We start from the raw sequence: 19,144 nt of genomic DNA on the forward strand, positions 1-19,144 counted from the left end.
TTGCAAGGATTTTGAATCAAGTTCAATCAAAAGGAGCAACGATGACAAGCAAGGTTTATTTCATGGACTTCCGCGCCACTTACAAGGACAGCGGCGTGGCCAAGCTGAGGCGTTTAATGGATGCCGCAGGCATTGACAGGTGTGTCGGCCAACGGGAACTGGCCGCCCTGAAACTTCATTTCGGCGAACTGGGCAACACCGCGTTTATTCGGCCCGTATATATCGGCCATATCGTGGACCGGGTAAAACAGGCCGGCGGCACCCCGTTTCTCACAGACGCCAACACCTTGTATGCCGGAAGCCGCGGGGATGCTCCCAATCACCTGACGACCGCCATGGCAAACGGTTTTGCCTATTCGGTGGTCAATGCCCCCTTAGTGATTGCCGACGGCCTGCGCGGCCGCACCGAAACCGCTGTTCGAATTGACAAAAAACGGTTCAAAGAGGTCTATATCGGCACCGAAATCGTCAATGCCGATTGTCTGATCTCCATTGCCCATTTCAAGGGTCACGAACTTTCCGGCTTTGGCGGGGCCATCAAGAACGTCGGCATGGGTTCGGCCTCCCGCAGGGGAAAAATGGAGCAGCACTCCGGCCTGGCCCCCAAGGTCAAGCAAAAAAAATGCATCGGCTGCGGAGACTGCGCGGAGCACTGCGCCTCCGAAGCCATTGACATGGTCGACGAAAAGGCACAGATCAACCCGGAGCGCTGCATTGGCTGCGGCGAGTGCATCCTGATCTGCGAAAACGGGGCGATCCAGATCCAGTGGTCACAGTCCGGGGAAGACTTTCTCGAACGAATGGTGGAATATACCCTGGGCGTACTGCAGAACAAGACCGGAAAAGCCTTTTACATCAATTTCATCAACCATGTATCCCCTGCCTGTGACTGCGTCCCCTACAACGACGCCCCCATTGTCAGAGATATCGGCATCGTGGCCTCCACCGATCCGGTGGCCATCGACCAGGCCAGCGTGGATCTGGTCAACCAGGAACCGGCCCTGCCCGGCTCTTGTCTATCCACCCACACTGATGCCGGCGCAGACAAGTTCAGGGGCGTATATCCGGATGTGGACTGGACCCGTCAGCTTTCCTATGCCGAGGAACTCGGCCTGGGCAGCCGGCAGTATGAACTGATAACCATTTAAAATCTTATTCGGCGTTGTCTCCTGCCACCTGAACAAATGCCGAGGCCGGAAAAAAGCAGTAGGGGCACTGTTCCGGCGGTTCCTGTCCGTAATGGACATGGCCGCACATCCGGCACCGCCAGGCGTTGGTTTCGGGCCGGCCCTCGATGCCCGCATCATCGGGGTGCCGGTCCCGATGCAGGGGCAGATTGTCAAGGGGCGGCATGACCGGCTCATAGGTGTTTAAGGCATGACCGGCCACAATCATCCGCTGAATTTCACTGGTGCCCTCGTAAATTGGATAAACCCGAACGTCGCGCAGCAGTTTTTCCACCGGGAAAAACCGGGTATAGCCGTACCCGCCAAAAATCTGCAGTGCCTCGCTGGCCACCTGCACGGCCGATTCTGTGGCATAAAACTTGGCAACAGATGCCGAAATGGTGGGATCCATGCCGTTGTCGGCCTCCCAGGCGGCCTTCAGCACCAGCAGGCGCGAAGCCTCGATCTTTTGATACATTTCAGCGATTTTAAACTGGATAGCCTGAAAATTGGCAAGCTTGGATCCGAATGCCCGGCGCTTTTTGGCGTAATCAATGGCAAACTCCATGGCGGAACGGGCTGCACCCACGGCAAAACTGCCGATCGACGGCCGGGTTCGGGAAAATGTGCGCATGGCCAGGCCAAAGCCCTCGCCCGGGGGGGCAAGCATGTTCTGTTTGGGTACGCGCACATTGCTGAAATGCACCGCGGCCGTGTTGGAGTTGCGCTGTCCCAGCTTGGGGATGGCCAACCCCGTCTGCACGCCCTCAAACTGCTTTTCAACAATGAAAGCGCAAATGCCCTCGTGTTTCTTTTCCGGATCCACTGTGGCAAAAATGGTAAAATAATCGGCAATTCCCCCGTTTGTCACCCAGTATTTGGTGCCGTTTAAGATATAGTCATCCCCGTCTTCTTTAGCCAGACAACGGATGCCGGATACATCCGAACCCATGGTGGGCTCGGATGTGGCAAAGCTGATCAGATTAAAGGATTGGGTGAATGCGGGCAGGTATTTTTTCTTTGCTTCTTCATTGCCGCAGAGTATCAGGGGCTCCAGGCCCAGGGAGTTGTCAAACAGGGAAGTGGCAATCCCCGGGCATGCTGCAGCGATTTCCTCGGTGACCAGACACCCATCCACCATTCCCTGGCCCATGCCGCCGTAGGCCTCCGGAATATCACCGGTTGAAATGCCCGCATCAAAGGCTTCCCTGAGGATGTCCACGGGTGTTTCATCTCTTTGATCATAATAGGCGGCAACGGGCAGAACCCGGTTTACGGCAAATTCGCGCGCCTTCTGCTGCACCTGCTGCTGCTGCTGCGAGAGCTGAAAATTCAACATCTCCCCCTCCTTTTGATGTCCTTTATCAATTCTGCTGTTTCTGCGCTTTCTGAATTTTCGCCCAGGTGTCACGCAGGGTCACGATACGATTGAAAACCGGTTGTCCGGGGGCGGAATCTTTGGGATCCACGGAGAAATATCCCAGCCGTTCAAACTGATATCTTTGCCCGGCCGCCGCCTTGGCCAGACCCGGTTCAAGCATGCACCCGGTGAGTGTTTCGAGTGAATCCGGATTGAGCACCTCAAGAAAATCGGGCTGTTCGGCGGGATTTTCCACGGTAAACAAGTGATCATAAAGCCGGACTGCGGCCTGCAGGGCATGGGCAGCGGAAACCCAGTGCAGGGTCGCCTTCACCTTTCGCCCGTCCGGGGCGTCGCCTCCCCGGGTCTCCGGGTCATAGGTACAGCGCAGTTCGGCAATTTCACCGTTTTCATCCCGCACCACCTGCTCGCATTGGATGAAATAGGCATACCTGAGCCGGACCTCACGGCCCGGAGCGAGGCGGAAAAACTTTTTGGGCGGATCTTCCATGAAATCACCGCGCTCGATGTACAACACCCGGGAAAACGGAATCTGCCTGTTCCCCATGGATTCATCCTCGGGATTGTTGACCGCCGACAGCATTTCGGATTGGTCCTCGGGATAATTTTCAATAACCACCCGCAAGGGGTGCAGCACGCCCATGACCCGCATGGCCGTCTTGTTAAGCTCCTGGCGCACGCAATGTTCGAGCAGAGCCAGATCCACCATGCTGTCGCGCCGGGCCACGCCGATACGGTCACAAAAATCCCGGATAGCCCCGGGGCTGTAGCCCCGCCGCCGCAGCCCGGAAATGGTGGGCATGCGCGGATCATCCCAGCCATCCACATATTTTTGCCGCACCAGTTCAATAAGCTTGCGCTTGGAAAGCACCGTGTGCGAGAGATTAAGCCTGGCAAACTCGATCTGCTGGGGGTGGTAGGCATTGAGCCGGTCCAGGATCCAGTCGTATAATTCCCGGTTGTTTTCAAACTCCAGGGTGCAGATGGAATGCGTAATGCCCTCTATGGAATCGGACAGGCAATGGGCAAAGTCATACATGGGATAGATGCACCACTTCTCACCGGTCCGGTGATGACTTTTTTGCCGGATCCTGTATAGGGTAGGATCGCGCATGATAATGTTGGATGCGGCCATGTCGATTTTCGCCCGCAGGACGCATTCACCTTCTGCAAATTCACCCCTGCGCATTTTTTCAAAAAGTTCCAGATTTTCTTCCACTGAACGGTCCCGATAGGGGCTCGGCCGGCCGGGCTCGCTTAAAGTTCCCCGGTATTGCCGGATCTGATCCGAACTCAGGCTGTCAACATAGGCATCCCCGTTTTTGACAAGGGCAACGGCAAACTCCCAGAGCTGTTGGAAATAATCCGAAGTATAATACTCGCGCTCCTGCCAGTCAAAACCCAGCCACCGCACATCCTCCTTGATGGATTCAACGTATTCCATCTCCTCTTTCATGGGATTGGTATCGTCAAACCGCAGATGACAGCGCCCCTGGTATTGGAGGGCCAGACCGAAATTCAAGCAGATGGACTTGGCATGGCCGATGTGCAGGTACCCGTTGGGCTCCGGCGGAAATCGGGTCACCACCCGGCCGTCATATTTTCCGCTTTCCAGGTCGGCTTCGATGATGTGTTTGATAAAATGCGAACCCGGCTGTTTCCGGGTTTCAGACGTTTTTTGCGCGTCGTGATTTTGACTCATGGTTTACTCCGGATCCGGATTGGACGCAGAACCCTCTGCTTCCGGATCATCCTGGGAGGTTAAATAAGACAGCACCATTTCTTTTGCAAGCGGACCGGCACCGCTGGAGCCGTGCTCTCCATGCTCGATGAAAACGCATACCGCAATCTCGGGGCGATCCGAGGGAGCATATCCCACAAACCAGGCATGCGGCAGGTATTGATCGCCCTGATCCGCCTCCTCCTGCCCGGCCTTACGGCTGATCACCTGGGCCGTGCCGGTTTTGCCGCTGATGGCCACCTCTTTTGAGCGAACATACCAATATGCCGTGCCTCTGCGGTGTTGGACAACATCATAGAGGCCTTTCCGGATGATTTCAAGCGTTTCCTGGCTTGCCGGAAGAGGGTCCGGCTTTCCGGTCTGTATTTTTTCCTCGATTCGGCCCTGCACGGATTCAACCCGGCGCATGATCCGGGGCTTATAAAGCTTTCCACCATTGGCCACCGCAGCCGTAAGCATGGCCATCTGCAAGGGGGTCGCCAGGTTGTAGCCCTGACCGATGGCAATGGACAAATTCTCCCCGGCCTGCCAGGGAATGCCGATTTTGCGCTGTTTCCATTCCGAGGTGGGCACCAGGCCTTCTGCCTCATGGGCCAAAGGAATACCGGTTTTCTGACCCAGGCCGCTTGCTTTTGCATATTCGGCAATCCGATCCACGCCGAGTTGCTTGCCGGCCTGGTAAAAAAACACGTCACAGGACTGGGCAATGGCTTCATTGATGTCCATTGATCCGTGCCCCTGCCGCTTCCAGCACCTGTACGTCCGGTTGCCGAACCGCAGTCCGCCGGGGCAGTAAACCGTTGTCTGCTCATCCATGACCCCCTCTTCCAAAGCGGCCATGGCAGTGATGATCTTATATGTGGAAGCCGGTGGATATTCGGCCTGAATCGCCTTGTTGTGCAGGGGGCGTTTGGGATCATTAACCAGGGCCCGCCATTGCTTTTTGTTCATCCCCCTGACAAAGTCCTCCTGCTGAAACACCGGCCTGCTGGCCATGGCCAGAACTTCCCCGGTTCGCGGATCCACGGCCACAATGGAACCCGATTTTCCCTCAAGCAAAGCTTCTGCTTTCTGCTGGAGTGCAAAATCAATGGTCAGATACAGATTATGCCCGGCTTCAGCCGGCTCCTTTCCCAGAACGCGCACCACCTGCCCCACGGCGTTTACCTGAACGATTTTTCTGCCCGGAATGCCGCTTAGCTGGTCTTCAAATGTTTTTTCCACACCTGCCCGGCCCACCATGTCCCCGCCCCGTTTGTAAGGATAAAGCCCGTTTCTCAGCTCATCCCTGCTGACCTCTCCCAGATATCCGATCAGATGGGCGGCTGCCGGATCGTAAATATAATTGCGCCTGGCACTGGTGGCAATGGTAATGCCGGGCAGTTCATAACTGCGGGAAAGCAGCACTGCCATCAACTGCCGGCTGATATCGCCTTTTAGCAGCACTGATGCATAACCGTAGGCGCCCTGGTTTTCGCGTACCGTTGCTTTAATCTCTTCGGCCGTCATGTCGATAAGCTGCGAAAGGCGATTTGCGGTTTGTTCCAGGGGTTTGGCATCATTGGGGATGATGCGCAGCTCAAAGGAGGGGCGATTATCCACGAGCAAATGGCCGTTTCTGTCGTAAATCGATCCGCGCAGGGGCTCGATACGCTGCTGGCGCAAAGTATTGTTGGCAGACAGTGCCCGGTAATGTTCACCCTTTAAGATCTGAAGATAAAAAAGCCGGACGGCCAGCAGGGCGAACACGGTGAGCACAAAAAGCATCACCAAAAGAATCCGGCCCTTGAACCATTCATTATCGATTTTTGGCAAAAAAGGAATGGACATTGCGTTTTTTTAATATGCCGTATGACAAAATCAGGGGTTCCCTGAAGCTGCGCCCCGCGGCTATCTGCCGTCGGCTTCCCCGGTACCGGATGCCTGATGGGTACCGGAAAACAAAAATTGAAACATAAGCCACAGAAAGGGTGCCGTGACCAGGGCCCAGAACAACTGCAGCAAAACAATCACGCCGGTATCACCGGTGAAAAACGGAACACGGGAAACAGACCAGGCCGCAACCCCGAAAATAACGTTCTGCACACCGACGCCAATGATGGACAAAAAGAAAAAAAGGGTATGATCGCCAATTCTGACCCAGCCGGATACATGTCGAAAAACCAGAAAGACCCACAGATAGGAAGCCAGGTATATCCCGGGCGGTGCACCGGAAAGCATGTCCATTGCCAGCCCGGCAATGACCATCACAGGAATGCCGGTGGCAATGGGTTGATACAGACTCAGGTAAACGGCAAAAGCCACGAGAAAATCATAAAAACGTAACATCTCGGGCAGATATGGCAGAATGCTGGTCTCAACAACGATCAGCCCGATGATCACCATCAGCGAGATCAGACGGCGCATCATTGATCCAGAACTTCGTCGATTTCAGGCGGATCAAGCACCACCAGCACCTCCTCAAGTTTATGAAAATTCACGTTGGGAGTGATCTGGATTTCCTGGAAGATGCCTGAATTCCGGCGGAACACCTTGGATACCCATCCCAGGCGCAGTCCCTTGGGATAGATACCGTCGAGGCCCGAGGTAATGATTTGATCGCCCACCTCGATATCCTGTTTGCGCAGCACGAACTCAAACCGGCACCCCTGATCTGCACTGCCAATGCTCACCCCCCGGGCCCGGGTTCTTTGCACCAATGCATCCACGGCGCTGTTGCGGTCAATAATCAGCAACACCTTGGCATATCGCTCGGACAGATCAATTACCTGCCCCACAACCCCGTCGGGCACCACCACGGGGTTTGCCCTTTTTACGCCATGGGCCCGCCCCTTGTTGATGATCACGGTATGATACCAGGGGCTCGGGTCCTTTGCCACCACTTCAGCAGCCTGCATTTCAAGCGCTGAGCCGGCATTGAAATCCACCAGGCGTTTGAGCCGCTCATTGGTCTTTTCTATTTCCGTAAGCTCGTGGATGCGCTGCCCGGCCCGGGCCAGGTCCCTGCGAAGCTTCTGGTTTTCACGGGCGGCATCCACCATGTAAAAATACTGGCGCCAGATGCCCTCGCCGGTATCAATCACGCCGGTGACGGCTTCCTGTACCGGAGAGACAAAAAAAAACGCGGTTTCAACGGCCGCTGCCTGAAAGGAGGACTTGCGGATATAATTAAAGGAAAACACAATGCCGTTTAAAACGATCAGGATGATCGCCCCGGCTGCCACCATCGTCTTTTTGGAAAACATGAAATCAGTCGATGACCACCTGTCGTAAAATTTCAATGCTGTTTAAGGTCTTGCCGGAACCCATGGCCACGGTGGACAAGGGATCATCCGTAACCGTGATGGGCAGACCGGTTTCCTCGCGAAGCAGCTTGTCCAGGTTTTTGAGCAAAGCCCCGCCGCCTGTGAGCACAATGCCCCGGTCCACAATGTCTGCAGCCAGTTCCGGCGGGGTCTGCTCCAGGGCGATTTTGGTTGTCTCCACAATTGCGTCAATCTGCTCGGCAATGGCCACCCGGATTTCTTCTGAATCAATGGCCAGAATCTTGGGAATCCCGGATACCAGGTCCCGGCCCTTGACCTCGATGGTTTCGTAGTTCTCTGAATCCGGGTAGGCGTTTCCAATGGTGGTTTTGATGATTTCCGCGCTTCTTTCGCCGATGAGCAGGTTGTATTTACGCTTGACGTACTGGGTGATGGCGGCATCCATCTTATCGCCGGCCACCCGGATGGAACGGCTGTAGACAATTCCGGCAAGGGAAATCACGGCCACTTCCGTGGTGCCGCCTCCGATATCCACAACCATGTTGCAGGTGGGCTCGGTGATGGGCATGCCGGCGCCAATGGCTGCGGCCATGGGTTCCTCAATCAAAAAGACCTCGCGGGCGCCGGCGGATTCAGCGGCCTCACGCACCGCCCGCTTTTCCACCGGGGTGATGCCCGTGGGCACGGCAATGACAATTCTGGGCCGGACAAAGGTTCTGCGGTTGTGCACCTTGTGGATGAAATGCCGGAGCATGGCTTCTGTAACGTCAAAATCGGCAATCACCCCGTCATGCATGGGCCGGATGGCCACAATGTTTCCCGGGGTGCGGCCGAGCATGTTCTTGGCCTCCAGGCCAACGGCCAGCACCTTGCTTTTGGCGCGATTATCGGTTCGAACCGCCACCACGGAGGGCTCGCTTAACACGATGCCCTTGCCCTTGACGTAAACCAGGGTGTTGGCCGTACCCAGATCAATGGCCAGATCATTGGAAAAAACACCAAACAATGAATCCCAGAACAAGTCCGTGCCTCCTTACGATATTTGACGAAAACAAAAAAACAGGGCTGAAGTTTTAAAACAGGTATTGAAATGGATGGACGCCGGCCCCATTATTGCATCTGCTTTTATTTGCAATTATTTGCAATTTGACGATTGAGTTAGGATTATTAACAGTTGTCCGCCTGGATGACAAGCAGAAAATACCATAAAGACCGCAGACATCTCAGGCTTTCAGGCAATTCATGACAGCATCGTGGAACCGGGGACGAAAATCTCTGATTTTCCGGCTTTCCGGATCCGTGCAAATCCGGTTGCTCAGCAAAATCAACATGATTTCACGCCGCATCTCAACCCAGAACGAAGTGCCGGTATACCCGAGATGCCCCACGCTCGTGCCGCGGGGGAAAAACCGGCCGCTGCTGGAATTTTGCTTTTCCGGCACGTCAAATCCCGGCGTCCGGCCGGCTCCCGGCGGTATTGTCAAAAAACGCTCCACTGCTGCCCGGGAAAAAAGCCCCTTTTCCGCGGTCCCGGAACGGATCTCCAGCAGGTGGCAAAGAAAGTCAAACACCGCGCCCGCTGTGCCAAACAGCCCGGCATGGCCGGCCACCCCGCCCATGGTCCGGGCATTTTCATCATTTACCCGGCCGTAGACGGCCCTGTTGTTTTCATCCACTCCGCTGGCGGCAAATTCCCGGTCTGCCGGCACAGATGAATTCTGCAACCTGTTTGGAAGAAAAAAAAGATCCGAAATATTTAAGGGCAAATACAGATGCTTTGAAACATAGCCATCCAGGCTTGTGCCCGCAGTCCGTTCCACCACCCATTGCAAAAGCATAAATCCGACGTCGCTGTAGAGAGTTTTGCGTCCCGGCAGACAGATAAGGAGCTCTTTTGCCAGCAATTGATGCAGGCGCTTTTTCCGCTGGTCCGCCGGCAGGGAGTTTAACTCCCGGAAATAGGGCCGCCAGGCCGGCAGGCCGGCATTGTGGCACAAAAGATGTTCAACGCAAAGACCCGCCTTTTCCGATCCTTCCAGCTCGGGCAGCAGCCGACCCAGGGGGGCATTCAAATCCAGCTTCCCTCTGTCTGCAAGATGCATGGCTGCTGCTGCCGTGGCCAGGGGCTTTGTCAAAGAGGCCAGATCATAAACCGTGTCCTGGTGCACCACCTTGTTCTTGAAATGATCAAGACAGCCAAAAGCCTTATGATAGACGATTTTGTTTTTTCTTGCGGCCAGGGCCACGGCACCCGGAAATACCCCGGTGTCAAGGGCCTCCTGCATCAAGGTATCCACTTGTTTCATGACAGGCCCTTATTCTGAGGCCGGCCGGCAACGGCAGGCTCCGGGTAAGTCAGAGTCATGGTGTCACTGTCCAGACTTGCGGAAACGCCCATGGGCAAAACCGTGTTGGGCCGGCCGTGGCCTGCATGAAATCCGCATACCACGGGGAAGGCAAAACCGGCAAATACATCTGCGAAAACCCGATGGATTTGCTCTATGGGGCCGCACCGGGTAAAGGATCCCGCAGCCACGCCCGCCAGATGATCAAAGCATCCGGCCATGCGCATCTGGGTCAGCATCCGGTCAATACGGTAGGGCTTTTCCCCGGTGTCTTCCACAAACAGGATACAGCCGGTCAGATCCGGAAAATAAGGTGTGCCCAGCATATGGCACAAAGTCGCCAGGTTGCCGCCAAGCACGCAGCCGGCGGATTTGCCCGGCCGTATCACGCACCCGTTTTCCGCCCTGACGGCCAATGCGCCCGGACCGGTCAGGGCCCTTGTGATGCTGTCTCTGGTGAGCTTGTCTGCATCTGCCAAAGAGGCCACCATGGGACCGTGGAACGTGGGCATGCGGCATCTGAGATTCAGGGTTATCAGCAGGGTGGTAATGTCGCTGCAGCCAACAAAAATTTTGGGATGCTTTTCAATAAGCGCGTAGTCAAGGCATTCAAGTGTGCCCAGGGATCCGTATCCGCCCCGCACACACCAGACAGCACGAATGTCAGAGGCGGCGAAAAACGCGTGCAGGTCATCGGCCCGCTGTCGGCGGCTGCCGGCATAATACCCGTTTTTTAAAAAAAGTCTGTCCGACCACACCGGATCAAAGCCCATATCCCGGAGCACTTCCAGCCCCTGCAAAAAACGGTCCCTGTCAAAGGGGCTGGCCGGGGCCACAACCCCCACGCGATCGCCGGCCTGCAGAGGAGCGGGCCTGGTGCAGGCCGGAATGTCTCTGCAATGGGTCATGGCATACTTCCTTAACAAAAGGCGGCCAGGGGTACCTGTGCGCTATTGCGAATCCGGCAGGTAGCCAAGGGCAGCGGCAATAAACCGGGAAAACAAGGGATGGGCCGCCATGGGACGGGACTTGAATTCCGGGTGGAACTGACAGCCCAGAAACCAGGGGTGATCCTTTAGCTCCACAATCTCCACCAGATCGCCCTTGGGCGAAAAACCGCTGAACACCAGTCCGTTTTCTTCAAGGGGCTGTTTGTAATCCAGGTTGAATTCATAGCGATGCCGGTGACGTTCGGAGATCTCTTCTGTGCTGTAGGCCTGGTATGCCAGGCTGTCTTTTGCCAGCCGGCAGGGGTAGGCGCCCAGGCGCATGGTACCGCCTTTTTCCGAGTTCACATCCCGCTGCTGGAGGGTCTGGGTGCGCTCATCAAACCATTCCTTCATCAAATAGATCACCGGTGCCGGGGTCTCGGAATCAAACTCAGAGCTATGCGCCTTTTCAATCCCGGCCACGTTGCGGGCAAACTCGACAACCGCCAGCTGCATTCCCAGACAGATGCCAAAATAGGGAATTCCCTGCTTTCTTGCATATCCGATGGCACAGATCTTTCCCTCCACCCCCCTGGAGCCGAACCCGCCGGGCACCAAAATTCCCTGAACCCCGCCCAGGGCCCGGGCGCAATTGTCGGGGGTCAGGGTTCCGGAATCGATGAATTCCAGCTCCACTCTGGCTTCATTGGCGATTCCGCCGTGATACAGGGCCTCGTTCAAACTCTTGTAGGATTCCGTCAGATCCGTGTATTTGCCAACCACCGCAATGGTCACGCGCTTTGAGGGCGACTTGTAACGGTCCACCATGTTTTCCCACTGCTCAAGCCGTGGTGACCCTGTCCAGATATTGAGCAACTCCAGAACCTTGGAATCCAGCCCCTCCTTGTTAAACACCAGGGGGCATTCGTAAATGCAGTCCACGTCCTTGGCCGTGACCACAGCATCCTGGCTCACGTTGCAAAACAAGGCCACCTTGGCCTTGATATCCGGAGACAGGTACCGATCAGTACGGCACATGAGGATGTCGGGCTGAATGCCGATGCTGCGCAGTTCCTTGACGCTGTGCTGGGTGGGCTTGGTCTTGAGCTCGCCTGCTGCGGCAATGTATGGGATATAAGTCAGGTGGATGTAGAGCACATTGTCTTTTCCGGCGTCGAATTTAAACTGCCGGATGGCTTCCAGAAACGGCAGGCTTTCAATATCGCCGATGGTGCCGCCGATTTCCACAATCACGATATCAGCGCCTTTGGCCGCCTGCCAGATGCTGGCCTTGATTTCATCGGTGATATGCGGAATCACCTGAACTGTGCCGCCAAGATAGTCGCCCCGGCGCTCCTTGCTGATCACCGAGTCATAGATCTTGCCTGTGGTAAAATTATTGTCACGGCCCAGCCGCACATTGACAAACCGCTCATAATGGCCAAGGTCCAGGTCGGTTTCCGCACCGTCGTCTGTGACAAAAACCTCGCCGTGCTGAAACGGATTCATGGTGCCGGGATCCACGTTGATATAGGGATCGAGCTTCACCAGGGAGATTGTCAGGCCCCGGCATTCGAGCAGCGCCCCGATGGAGGCCGAAGCCAGCCCCTTGCCCAGGGATGAAAGAACCCCGCCGGTTACAAAAATAAATTTGGATTTTCCTGCCATGGGTTTACCTCTATAACAAAGCGTGCATTTTATTGGGTTGATGGGCCATCTGAAATCAAACTTTTTACGGTGCCATCATTGGGTTGGGGTTTCATATATTTTTTTGAATTCCTCGATCTGCCGGCGGACTTCTTCTGCGGCCCCGCCCCTGTTTTCAGGAATTTTTGAGGCAGATTGATATTTTTTGCGCACGGCGCTGATGTCAAAATCAGATGCCGGTACTCCCGAAATCCGGTCCAGTTTTTCCACTGTCACAGCCCGGGCAAGACGGCCGTGTTCATAAAATTCAATTTTTCCGGGATAGCGAATGCGATCAAAACGCTGCCAGTCAAGATAGCGGATCTCAAATGCCGGCGGCTGTCCTGTATCTTTGGCCGGGGCCACGACCCAGCGCACGGGCAGAAACGTATTTTTGTCAAACCACACCTGGGCGCGGCTCAGGTCGGGATATCCGGCGCCGGCCACATAGACGGTTTTTTTGTTGAGCCGGCCCAGGCTGGAAATATTCATGTCAACCCCGAGCTGCTCCAGGTGCCGTACCAGGGGAGGCCGGGATGAAAACATGAACAGGTCCTTGTAGCAGGCATACAACTGCCGGCTGTCCTCGAGGATCTCGCCGTCAAGGACAAAAAGCCGTGCTCCGGATGATTCAATATAAATCTGGCTGAAATCCGGAGTGTTGATATCGGACCGATAGGCCCCGGGCCGCCGGTAGCGAACGGTTTGGGAAAAACCGGCGGGCCCGGATGCCTCCGGCTCTGAAGCTTTTTCCGCATCCGCCTTGTTTTGCCCAACACTGCCCGCACCCTGGCTTATGCCGCCAGCTTCATCGGGATACACATGAAGCTGCTGGATGATTTCCATCTGATCGGGCAGATTCAGATGCTTTTGCATCTGCTCTGCCACAAACGGCGCCGGAAGGACATAGCCCGACACCCCTGTGCAAACAACGGCCGCCAGAAGGCCGGCCAGGAAAAATATCACAGCAAAGCGCAGCATTATCGGCTATACCATAAACGGGTTCTGGGCCATTTGCGCGCTTTGCCCCAGCTGCTCTTCAATGCGCAAAAGCTGGTTGTACTTTGCCACCCGGTCGCTTCTGGACATGGAACCGGTCTTGATCTGTCCGCCGGCCACGGCCACCACGAGATCGGCGATAAAGTGATCCTCGGTTTCGCCGGAACGATGGGAAATCACCGTGGTATAGCCGTTTATCCGCGCCATGTCGATGGCTTCCAGGGTCTCAGAGACCGTACCGATCTGGTTGAGCTTGATCAGGATGGAATTGCAGACCCCTTTTTCAATGCCCTGAGCGAATATGGCCGGATTGGTGACAAACACGTCATCGCCCACGAGCTGAACCCGGCGGCCCAGTTTGTCGGTCATAACCGCCCAGTTGTCCCAGTCCTGCTCAGCCAGGCCGTCTTCGATGGAAAAGATGGGGTATCGGTCAATCAAATCAGAATAATAATCAATGAGTTCTAATGCAGACAGCCGCCGGTTTTCAGATTCCAGAAAATAGGCCCCATCCTGGTAAAACTCCGTAGCAGCCGCGTCCAGGGCCAGGCCGATGTCTTTTCCGGGACGGTATCCGGCTGCTTCAATGGCCTCAATAATGATTTTCAATGCCGCCTCGTTGGATTCCAGATCCGGGGCAAACCCGCCTTCGTCTCCCACAGCGGTGACCATGCCGCGTTTTTTGAGCAGGGATTTGAGGCTGTGGAAGGTCTCGGCACCCATGCGAACGGCCTGGGAAACAGAATCAGCGCCCACGGGAATGATCATGAATTCCTGGATATCCAGACTGTTTGCCGCATGGGCGCCCCCGTTGACGATATTCATCATGGGAAGCGGCATGTAGCGGGCATTAAGCCCTCCAAGATAACGGTAAAGCGGCATTGCATAAGCATCTGCACCCGCCCGGGCAGCGGCCATGGAAACGCCCAGAATGGCGTTGGCCCCCAGTGCCGACTTGTTTTCCGTGCCGTCGAGTTCGATTAACGCGGCATCAAGCTGGTGCTGGTCTGCGGCATCCATTCCCAGGATTGCCGGCGCAATGCGGGTATTGACGTTTTCGACTGCCTGCTGCACCCCCTTGCCCGCGTAGCGGCCGGCATCATTGTCCCGCAGTTCAAGAGCCTCCCGGGAGCCGGTGGAAGCTCCGGACGGCACTGCAGCACGCCCCATGCCCCCGCTTTCAAGTTCCACGTCCACCTCCACGGTCGGGTTGCCCCGGGAGTCGAGAATCTCTCTTGCCCGTACATCAATTATTGCTGTCATGGAATATCCTCCAGTGGTTGTCAAACAATATGAACCGTTAAAGGCGGTCTTTTTTGCGCATTGCCCACAGACCGGCTCTTTTGCGGTTTTCATGCAAAATCACGTCCCCCTTGACTCAAATGCCAGGCATGATACGATTTGAAGGATACCGTGTCAAGCACTTGAACCCCCGGGCAGGGCAACAAAATAAAAATATATAGTTATCATTCATAGTTACACAAATATAGCAACAAGGAACCCCATAATGAACCTCAACAGCCCGTACAAAGAAGCCCACCTGCTGGTGGGCGCCGTCCGTGTCCTGGAATACCGGCACCAGCGCCCGCCCGCCCTTGAACAGATTGCAGAGCTGCTTTCCATGTCCACCGAGGAAGCCGGCCGGTTGTGCCGCAAATCCGAATCTGCGGGCATCATTGAAACGCTTGAAAAATCCGGTGAAACCCGGATTTTTATCAGGGACCACCGACGGATTGAAAACCTTTCCGACCAGGCCGAAGACTCAAGGCTTTCCGCGGAACTGGAAGAATTCCGGAAACAAAAGCAGGCAGAACGCAAAACCCTGGATGAACTGCGCACCCGCCAGGCGGACAAGCGAAAGAAAATGCATGAACAAATCGAGCGCCGGTTAAAAACCCAGCTAAAAACCCAAAGCCCGGAGCCCCGGAACAATGGCTGATCCAGGCCCTGCTTTACTTACTGCCGCAGGCATTCGGCCACTTCGGCGATAAACCGGCTGGCCGGGCTGTACTGCCCCTTGCGGTAATCGGCAGTGGTTAAAAACAAGAATTTTTCCGCCCGGGTCATGGCCACATACATCAGCCGCCGCTCCTCCTGGAGCTCGGACTCTGACTCCCGGGACTTCCAGTGGGGAAGCAGGTTTTCGTCGCATCCCACCACAAAAACCACGTGAAACTCCAGTCCCTTGCTGGCATGAATGGTGGCCATGCTCAGCCCGCCTTCATCGCTGTCAGCCTCTTCCTTGTCCTCCCGGACAAGAGCGGCTTCTTCCAGGTAATCCAGAAGGGTCTCGTAGGTGGAGGCGGCATAGACAAGCTGTTCAATGTTTTCCATGCGCGTGGTGAATTCATCTGCTGTCTTTGACTGTTGATTCAAATGCGTTTCATAATCCACCCGGTCCATGACCGTGCGTATGGCTGCATCCGGGGCCATGGGTTCGATGTCTTTAAGCAGCTGAATCAGGGCGCTTAAGCCGGCATGAATTTTGGATGACAGAATTTTTCCGGAAACCGCCCGGGCCACGGCATCCTGCAGGCTGCCCCCCGGGGGGCGGCAGGCATTTAATTTCTCGACCATCTTCGGGCCGATGCCCCGCTTGGGAGTGTTTAACACCCGCTCAAATGCCGCGTCATCCTTTGGGAATACAGCTGCAGTGAGATAGCAGTTGATATCCAGGATTTCCTTTCTTTCAAAAAAGCCTTTGTCGCCGAGCATCCGATAGGGAATGCCGGCAAAACGAAAGGCCTGCTCAAAGGGAAGGGAGCAGAATTTGGTGCGGTACAGCACGGCCATTTTGTCATAGGCGATGCCCGAGCGGTGCAGCATTTCAATCTTGTCCGCCACCCAGCCGGCTTCCTCCTCGTCGCTGAAAAATTCATGGATGGCCACGGACCCGCCCTTTTGCTCGGAAAAACAGGATTTGTCCATCCTGTCGCGGTTAAAGCGGATCAGCCCGTTGGCGGTCTTGACGATCTCGTCTGCGGATCTGTAATTCTGCTCCAGCCGGAAAATGCTGGCGCCCTGGTAGGAGCGCTCAAATCCCAGGAAATGGTCCACGTTGCTGCCCCTAAACCCGTATATGGCCTGCCAGTCGTCTCCCACGCAAAAAAGATTGCCGTTTCCCAGAAGCAACCGCGTGAGTTCGGCCTGGAGATTGTTTGTGTCCTGATATTCATCCACCAGGATATAGGAGAAATAAGCCCGGTAATCCTCGCGCACTCCGTCATGATCCCGGAGCAGATCCCTGGCCTTGAGCAGGATATTGTCAAAATCCACTGCGTTTCTGGCTTTGAGCTCGTCTTCATAGGCGGAAAACAGATCCCTTAACCGCACGGGGCCGATTCTGGGATGCGCGTCCATGTAGGCATCCGGGCTGCCGGAGTTTTTGGCGCTGGAAAGCGCGGCACGCACGGCATAAAAATTCTTCCGATCCATGTCAAAACGGATCATCAGGTCCTTGATGAGTTTTTGCTGCTGGTAATCGGAGTAAATCTGAAGCGGGGGCTCATAGCCCAGCAGGCGACAGTGTTCCCTCAGAATTCGGAAACAGGCGGAATGATAGGTGCGCACCCAGGGAAACCGCTCCACGGCCAGTCCGGTAAGCTCTGTAAGGCGGCGCTTCATTTCATCGGCCGCCTTGTTGGTAAATGTAATGGCCAGGATGCGCTCCGGGCGGTAACCCAGATCAATGAGATGGGCCACCTTGGCGGTCAGGGTGCGGGTCTTGCCGGATCCGGCCCCGGCCACTACCAATGCCGGGCCGATATGTGTTACAGCGGCTTTCTGCTGATCAGAGAGCTCCATTAAAATGTCATTCCTTTTTCAGTCAATGGCAGGCCCGGCAATGATATCGGGCCGGCCGGTGCGGATGCAGGTAAAGTTATGCCGGACAATGAGATCGGTGCTGTAAAGATTTCTGGCGTCAAAGATCACCGGTTGTTTCAGGCGCTTTTCAATACCGGGAAAATCAGGGGTCCGGAACTGGTGCCAGTCAGTGAGTACGGCCAGGGCGTGGGCGCCGTCAAGGATTTCATACTGCTTGTCTCCCACAGAAACATTATCGTTGCCGGCAAACATTTGTTTTGCATTTTGTCCGGCCCCCGGGTCAAAGGCCCGGATCTGCATGCCCGCCCGGCTCAGTTCATTGACAATATCGATTGCCGGTGAATGGCGGATGTCATCGGTATTGGCCTTAAACGACAGTCCCCACACCGCCAGGACCCGGCCGGAAACCCCGCCGGCGGATTCAAAAAAGCTTTGAACCTTGCGCGCCACCATCTGTCTCTGGCGGTTGTTGACATTGTCCACCGCACTGAGCACTTCGGGCACATAGCCCAGATCCGCGGCTGTATGTATCAGTGCCCTGACATCCTTTGGAAAGCATGAGCCCCCGTAACCCACCCCGGGATAGATGAAATGATAGCCGATGCGGTGATCCGAGCCGATGCCCGCTCGCACATCGCGCACATCCGCGCCCACCTTCTCGCAGATATTGGCGATTTCATTGATAAACGAAATCTTGGCGGCGAGCATGCAGTTGGCCGCGTACTTGGTCATCTCCGCGCTTTTCGGGCTCATGAGAATTAATTTATCGCGGCTTCTGGCATAGGGCTCATACAGATTTTCCATTAATTGAGCCACTTCCGGATTGTCCGTGCCGATAATGATCCGGTCGGGCTTCATAAAGTCGCTGACCGCATCGCCTTCCTTTAAAAACTCGGGATTGGAGACCACATCAAAATCAAGGGAAACACCCCGGGCAGCCAGCCGTTCTGAAATGATTTCCCTGACCCGGGCGGCCGTGCCCACGGGTACCGTGGACTTATTGACCACGATTTTGTGATCCTCCATGTTGTCGCCCACCTGTCCGGCCACCCGGTATACAGCGGAAAGATCACAGGAACCGTCTTCCATGGACGGGGTGCCCACGCAGGAAAAAATCAGGGTCGCACTGGCCATGGCATCTTTGAGCGACGTGGTAAACACCAGGCGCTCTTCTGCCAGGTTTCGCTGGACCAGTTCTTCCAGGCCGGGTTCGAAAATGTGGACATCACCTGTTTTCAGCCGCTGGATGATCCCGTCGTTGATATCCACGCAAAAGACATGGTTTCCGGTTTCAGCCAGACAGGCGGCTGTCACCAGTCCCACATACCCGGTTCCCACGATACATACGTTCATATCTTCGGCCCTTCTGTCCTGATGTTGTCTGCCTTGAATGGTGCCTGGGACGAGAATCGAACTCGTACGGGGACTATGCCCCAAGGGATTTTAAGTCCCTTGCGTCTACCTGTTCCGCCACCCAGGCACAGGGTTGAATCTGCGAGGTTGCTGAATGGTTTTAAGGGGTTGTTTTGCAAATGAGGTGTGTAGAAATATATGCAAACCCGGAAACCATAAAACCAAATCGAAACATTGAATTTGGAAATTTTTTTAGCACCCGGACCCGATAAAGTCAACCCGCAAGATAGAGGTGGGGCGGGTGACAGGTGATAAATGGGGAGCCGGGGACGCGGGCAATGCAATCCGGGCTGCAGATGCTTCGGGGTAAAGGCCCTTCATTGTTTTTTGTTAACCGGCTGCGGCATGGTTAACATTAGGCCAGAAAGCGTTTTATATGTAGAATCCAACCAT

15 protein-coding genes and 1 tRNA gene are annotated in these 19,144 nt (G+C 55.3%); 2 read left to right on the forward strand and 14 right to left on the reverse strand.

Going from position 1 to position 19,144, the window contains the following annotated elements:
• The first annotated feature begins 41 nt into the window (after window positions 1-41).
• On the forward strand, window positions 42-1,148 hold the full coding sequence (locus tag HNR65_RS13290) for a DUF362 domain-containing protein (protein ID WP_181552005.1): 1,107 nt from the start codon (window positions 42-44) through the stop codon (window positions 1,146-1,148).
• Between the two features lie 4 nt (window positions 1,149-1,152).
• On the opposite strand, the gene HNR65_RS13295 is transcribed toward HNR65_RS13290, so the two are convergent.
• The 11 genes from HNR65_RS13295 to eno form a co-directional block, all read right to left on the reverse strand.
• Window positions 1,153-2,505: an acyl-CoA dehydrogenase family protein gene (locus HNR65_RS13295; RefSeq protein ID WP_181552006.1), complete on the reverse strand. Its 1,353-nt coding sequence runs from the start codon at window positions 2,503-2,505 to the stop codon at window positions 1,153-1,155.
• Between the two features lie 25 nt (window positions 2,506-2,530).
• Window positions 2,531-4,249 (reverse strand): glutamine--tRNA ligase/YqeY domain fusion protein, encoded by a 1,719-nt coding sequence (locus HNR65_RS13300; protein WP_181552007.1) that lies wholly within the window; start codon window positions 4,247-4,249, stop codon window positions 2,531-2,533.
• 3 nt (window positions 4,250-4,252) lie between these two features.
• Window positions 4,253-6,118: a penicillin-binding protein 2 gene (gene mrdA / locus HNR65_RS13305; RefSeq protein WP_181552008.1), complete on the reverse strand. Its 1,866-nt coding sequence runs from the start codon at window positions 6,116-6,118 to the stop codon at window positions 4,253-4,255.
• Between the two features lie 60 nt (window positions 6,119-6,178).
• Window positions 6,179-6,697, reverse strand: a complete 519-nt coding sequence (locus tag HNR65_RS13310) for a hypothetical protein (RefSeq protein WP_181552009.1) — start codon at window positions 6,695-6,697, stop codon at window positions 6,179-6,181.
• Window positions 6,694-7,533, reverse strand: coding sequence for a rod shape-determining protein MreC (gene mreC, locus HNR65_RS13315; protein ID WP_181552010.1), 840 nt, complete (start codon window positions 7,531-7,533; stop codon window positions 6,694-6,696). Before mreC ends, HNR65_RS13310 begins: the two co-directional genes overlap by 4 nt.
• Before the next feature lie 4 nt (window positions 7,534-7,537).
• Window positions 7,538-8,575, reverse strand: coding sequence for a rod shape-determining protein (locus tag HNR65_RS13320; RefSeq protein WP_269750886.1), 1,038 nt, complete (start codon window positions 8,573-8,575; stop codon window positions 7,538-7,540).
• A 202-nt stretch (window positions 8,576-8,777) separates the two neighbouring features.
• The gene (locus tag HNR65_RS13325; RefSeq protein WP_181552011.1) at window positions 8,778-9,860 is read right to left on the reverse strand and encodes a serine hydrolase domain-containing protein; all 1,083 of its coding nucleotides are present in this window, start codon (window positions 9,858-9,860) and stop codon (window positions 8,778-8,780) included.
• A complete protein-coding gene (locus tag HNR65_RS13330; protein ID WP_181552012.1) occupies window positions 9,857-10,807 on the reverse strand; it encodes a S66 peptidase family protein in 951 nt (316 codons plus the stop codon). The genes HNR65_RS13325 and HNR65_RS13330 overlap by 4 nt, the downstream gene beginning before the upstream one ends.
• A gap of 42 nt (window positions 10,808-10,849) precedes the next feature.
• Window positions 10,850-12,496 carry a CTP synthase gene (gene pyrG / locus HNR65_RS13335; protein WP_181552013.1) on the reverse strand — a complete coding sequence of 549 codons (1,647 nt, stop codon included), beginning with the start codon at window positions 12,494-12,496 and terminating at the stop codon, window positions 10,850-10,852.
• Window positions 12,497-12,571: 75 nt separating this feature from the next.
• Window positions 12,572-13,495, reverse strand: a complete 924-nt coding sequence (locus tag HNR65_RS13340; RefSeq protein ID WP_181552014.1) for a hypothetical protein — start codon at window positions 13,493-13,495, stop codon at window positions 12,572-12,574.
• Window positions 13,496-13,501: 6 nt separating this feature from the next.
• Window positions 13,502-14,776, reverse strand: coding sequence for a phosphopyruvate hydratase (gene eno, locus HNR65_RS13345; protein ID WP_181552015.1), 1,275 nt, complete (start codon window positions 14,774-14,776; stop codon window positions 13,502-13,504).
• 244 nt (window positions 14,777-15,020) lie between these two features.
• Here eno and HNR65_RS13350 point away from each other — a divergent pair, with 244 nt between their 5' ends.
• A complete protein-coding gene (locus tag HNR65_RS13350) occupies window positions 15,021-15,452 on the forward strand; it encodes a hypothetical protein (protein ID WP_181552016.1) in 432 nt (143 codons plus the stop codon).
• A gap of 17 nt (window positions 15,453-15,469) precedes the next feature.
• Here HNR65_RS13350 and HNR65_RS13355 read toward each other — a convergent pair whose 3' ends face one another.
• The 3 genes from HNR65_RS13355 to HNR65_RS13365 form a co-directional block, all read right to left on the reverse strand.
• Window positions 15,470-17,317, reverse strand: a complete 1,848-nt coding sequence (locus tag HNR65_RS13355; RefSeq protein WP_181552017.1) for an ATP-dependent helicase — start codon at window positions 17,315-17,317, stop codon at window positions 15,470-15,472.
• An 18-nt stretch (window positions 17,318-17,335) separates the two neighbouring features.
• Window positions 17,336-18,691 carry a UDP-glucose dehydrogenase family protein gene (locus HNR65_RS13360; protein WP_181552018.1) on the reverse strand — a complete coding sequence of 452 codons (1,356 nt, stop codon included), beginning with the start codon at window positions 18,689-18,691 and terminating at the stop codon, window positions 17,336-17,338.
• Between the two features lie 38 nt (window positions 18,692-18,729).
• Window positions 18,730-18,818: transfer RNA gene (locus HNR65_RS13365), tRNA-Leu, on the reverse strand.
• Window positions 18,819-19,144 lie beyond the last annotated feature (326 nt).

It is taken from the genome of Desulfosalsimonas propionicica (assembly GCF_013761005.1).
Lineage (GTDB): Bacteria > Desulfobacterota > Desulfobacteria > Desulfobacterales > Desulfosalsimonadaceae > Desulfosalsimonas > Desulfosalsimonas propionicica.

What these genes read in the sequence shown, in the direction of transcription:
- HNR65_RS13290 (WP_181552005.1), top strand. Translation starts at nt 42, where the DNA reads ATGACAAGCAAGGTTTATTTCATGGACTTCCGCGCCACTTACAAGGAC.
- HNR65_RS13295 (WP_181552006.1), bottom strand. Translation starts at nt 2,505, where the DNA reads ATGTTGAATTTTCAGCTCTCGCAGCAGCAGCAGCAGGTGCAGCAGAAG.
- HNR65_RS13300 (WP_181552007.1), bottom strand. Translation starts at nt 4,249, where the DNA reads ATGAGTCAAAATCACGACGCGCAAAAAACGTCTGAAACCCGGAAACAG.
- mrdA (WP_181552008.1), bottom strand. Translation starts at nt 6,118, where the DNA reads ATGTCCATTCCTTTTTTGCCAAAAATCGATAATGAATGGTTCAAGGGC.
- HNR65_RS13310 (WP_181552009.1), bottom strand. Translation starts at nt 6,697, where the DNA reads ATGATGCGCCGTCTGATCTCGCTGATGGTGATCATCGGGCTGATCGTT.
- mreC (WP_181552010.1), bottom strand. Translation starts at nt 7,533, where the DNA reads ATGTTTTCCAAAAAGACGATGGTGGCAGCCGGGGCGATCATCCTGATC.
- HNR65_RS13325 (WP_181552011.1), bottom strand. Translation starts at nt 9,860, where the DNA reads ATGAAACAAGTGGATACCTTGATGCAGGAGGCCCTTGACACCGGGGTA.
- HNR65_RS13330 (WP_181552012.1), bottom strand. Translation starts at nt 10,807, where the DNA reads ATGACCCATTGCAGAGACATTCCGGCCTGCACCAGGCCCGCTCCTCTG.
- pyrG (WP_181552013.1), bottom strand. Translation starts at nt 12,496, where the DNA reads ATGGCAGGAAAATCCAAATTTATTTTTGTAACCGGCGGGGTTCTTTCA.
- HNR65_RS13340 (WP_181552014.1), bottom strand. Translation starts at nt 13,495, where the DNA reads ATGCTGCGCTTTGCTGTGATATTTTTCCTGGCCGGCCTTCTGGCGGCC.
- eno (WP_181552015.1), bottom strand. Translation starts at nt 14,776, where the DNA reads ATGACAGCAATAATTGATGTACGGGCAAGAGAGATTCTCGACTCCCGG.
- HNR65_RS13350 (WP_181552016.1), top strand. Translation starts at nt 15,021, where the DNA reads ATGAACCTCAACAGCCCGTACAAAGAAGCCCACCTGCTGGTGGGCGCC.
- HNR65_RS13355 (WP_181552017.1), bottom strand. Translation starts at nt 17,317, where the DNA reads ATGGAGCTCTCTGATCAGCAGAAAGCCGCTGTAACACATATCGGCCCG.
- HNR65_RS13360 (WP_181552018.1), bottom strand. Translation starts at nt 18,691, where the DNA reads ATGAACGTATGTATCGTGGGAACCGGGTATGTGGGACTGGTGACAGCC.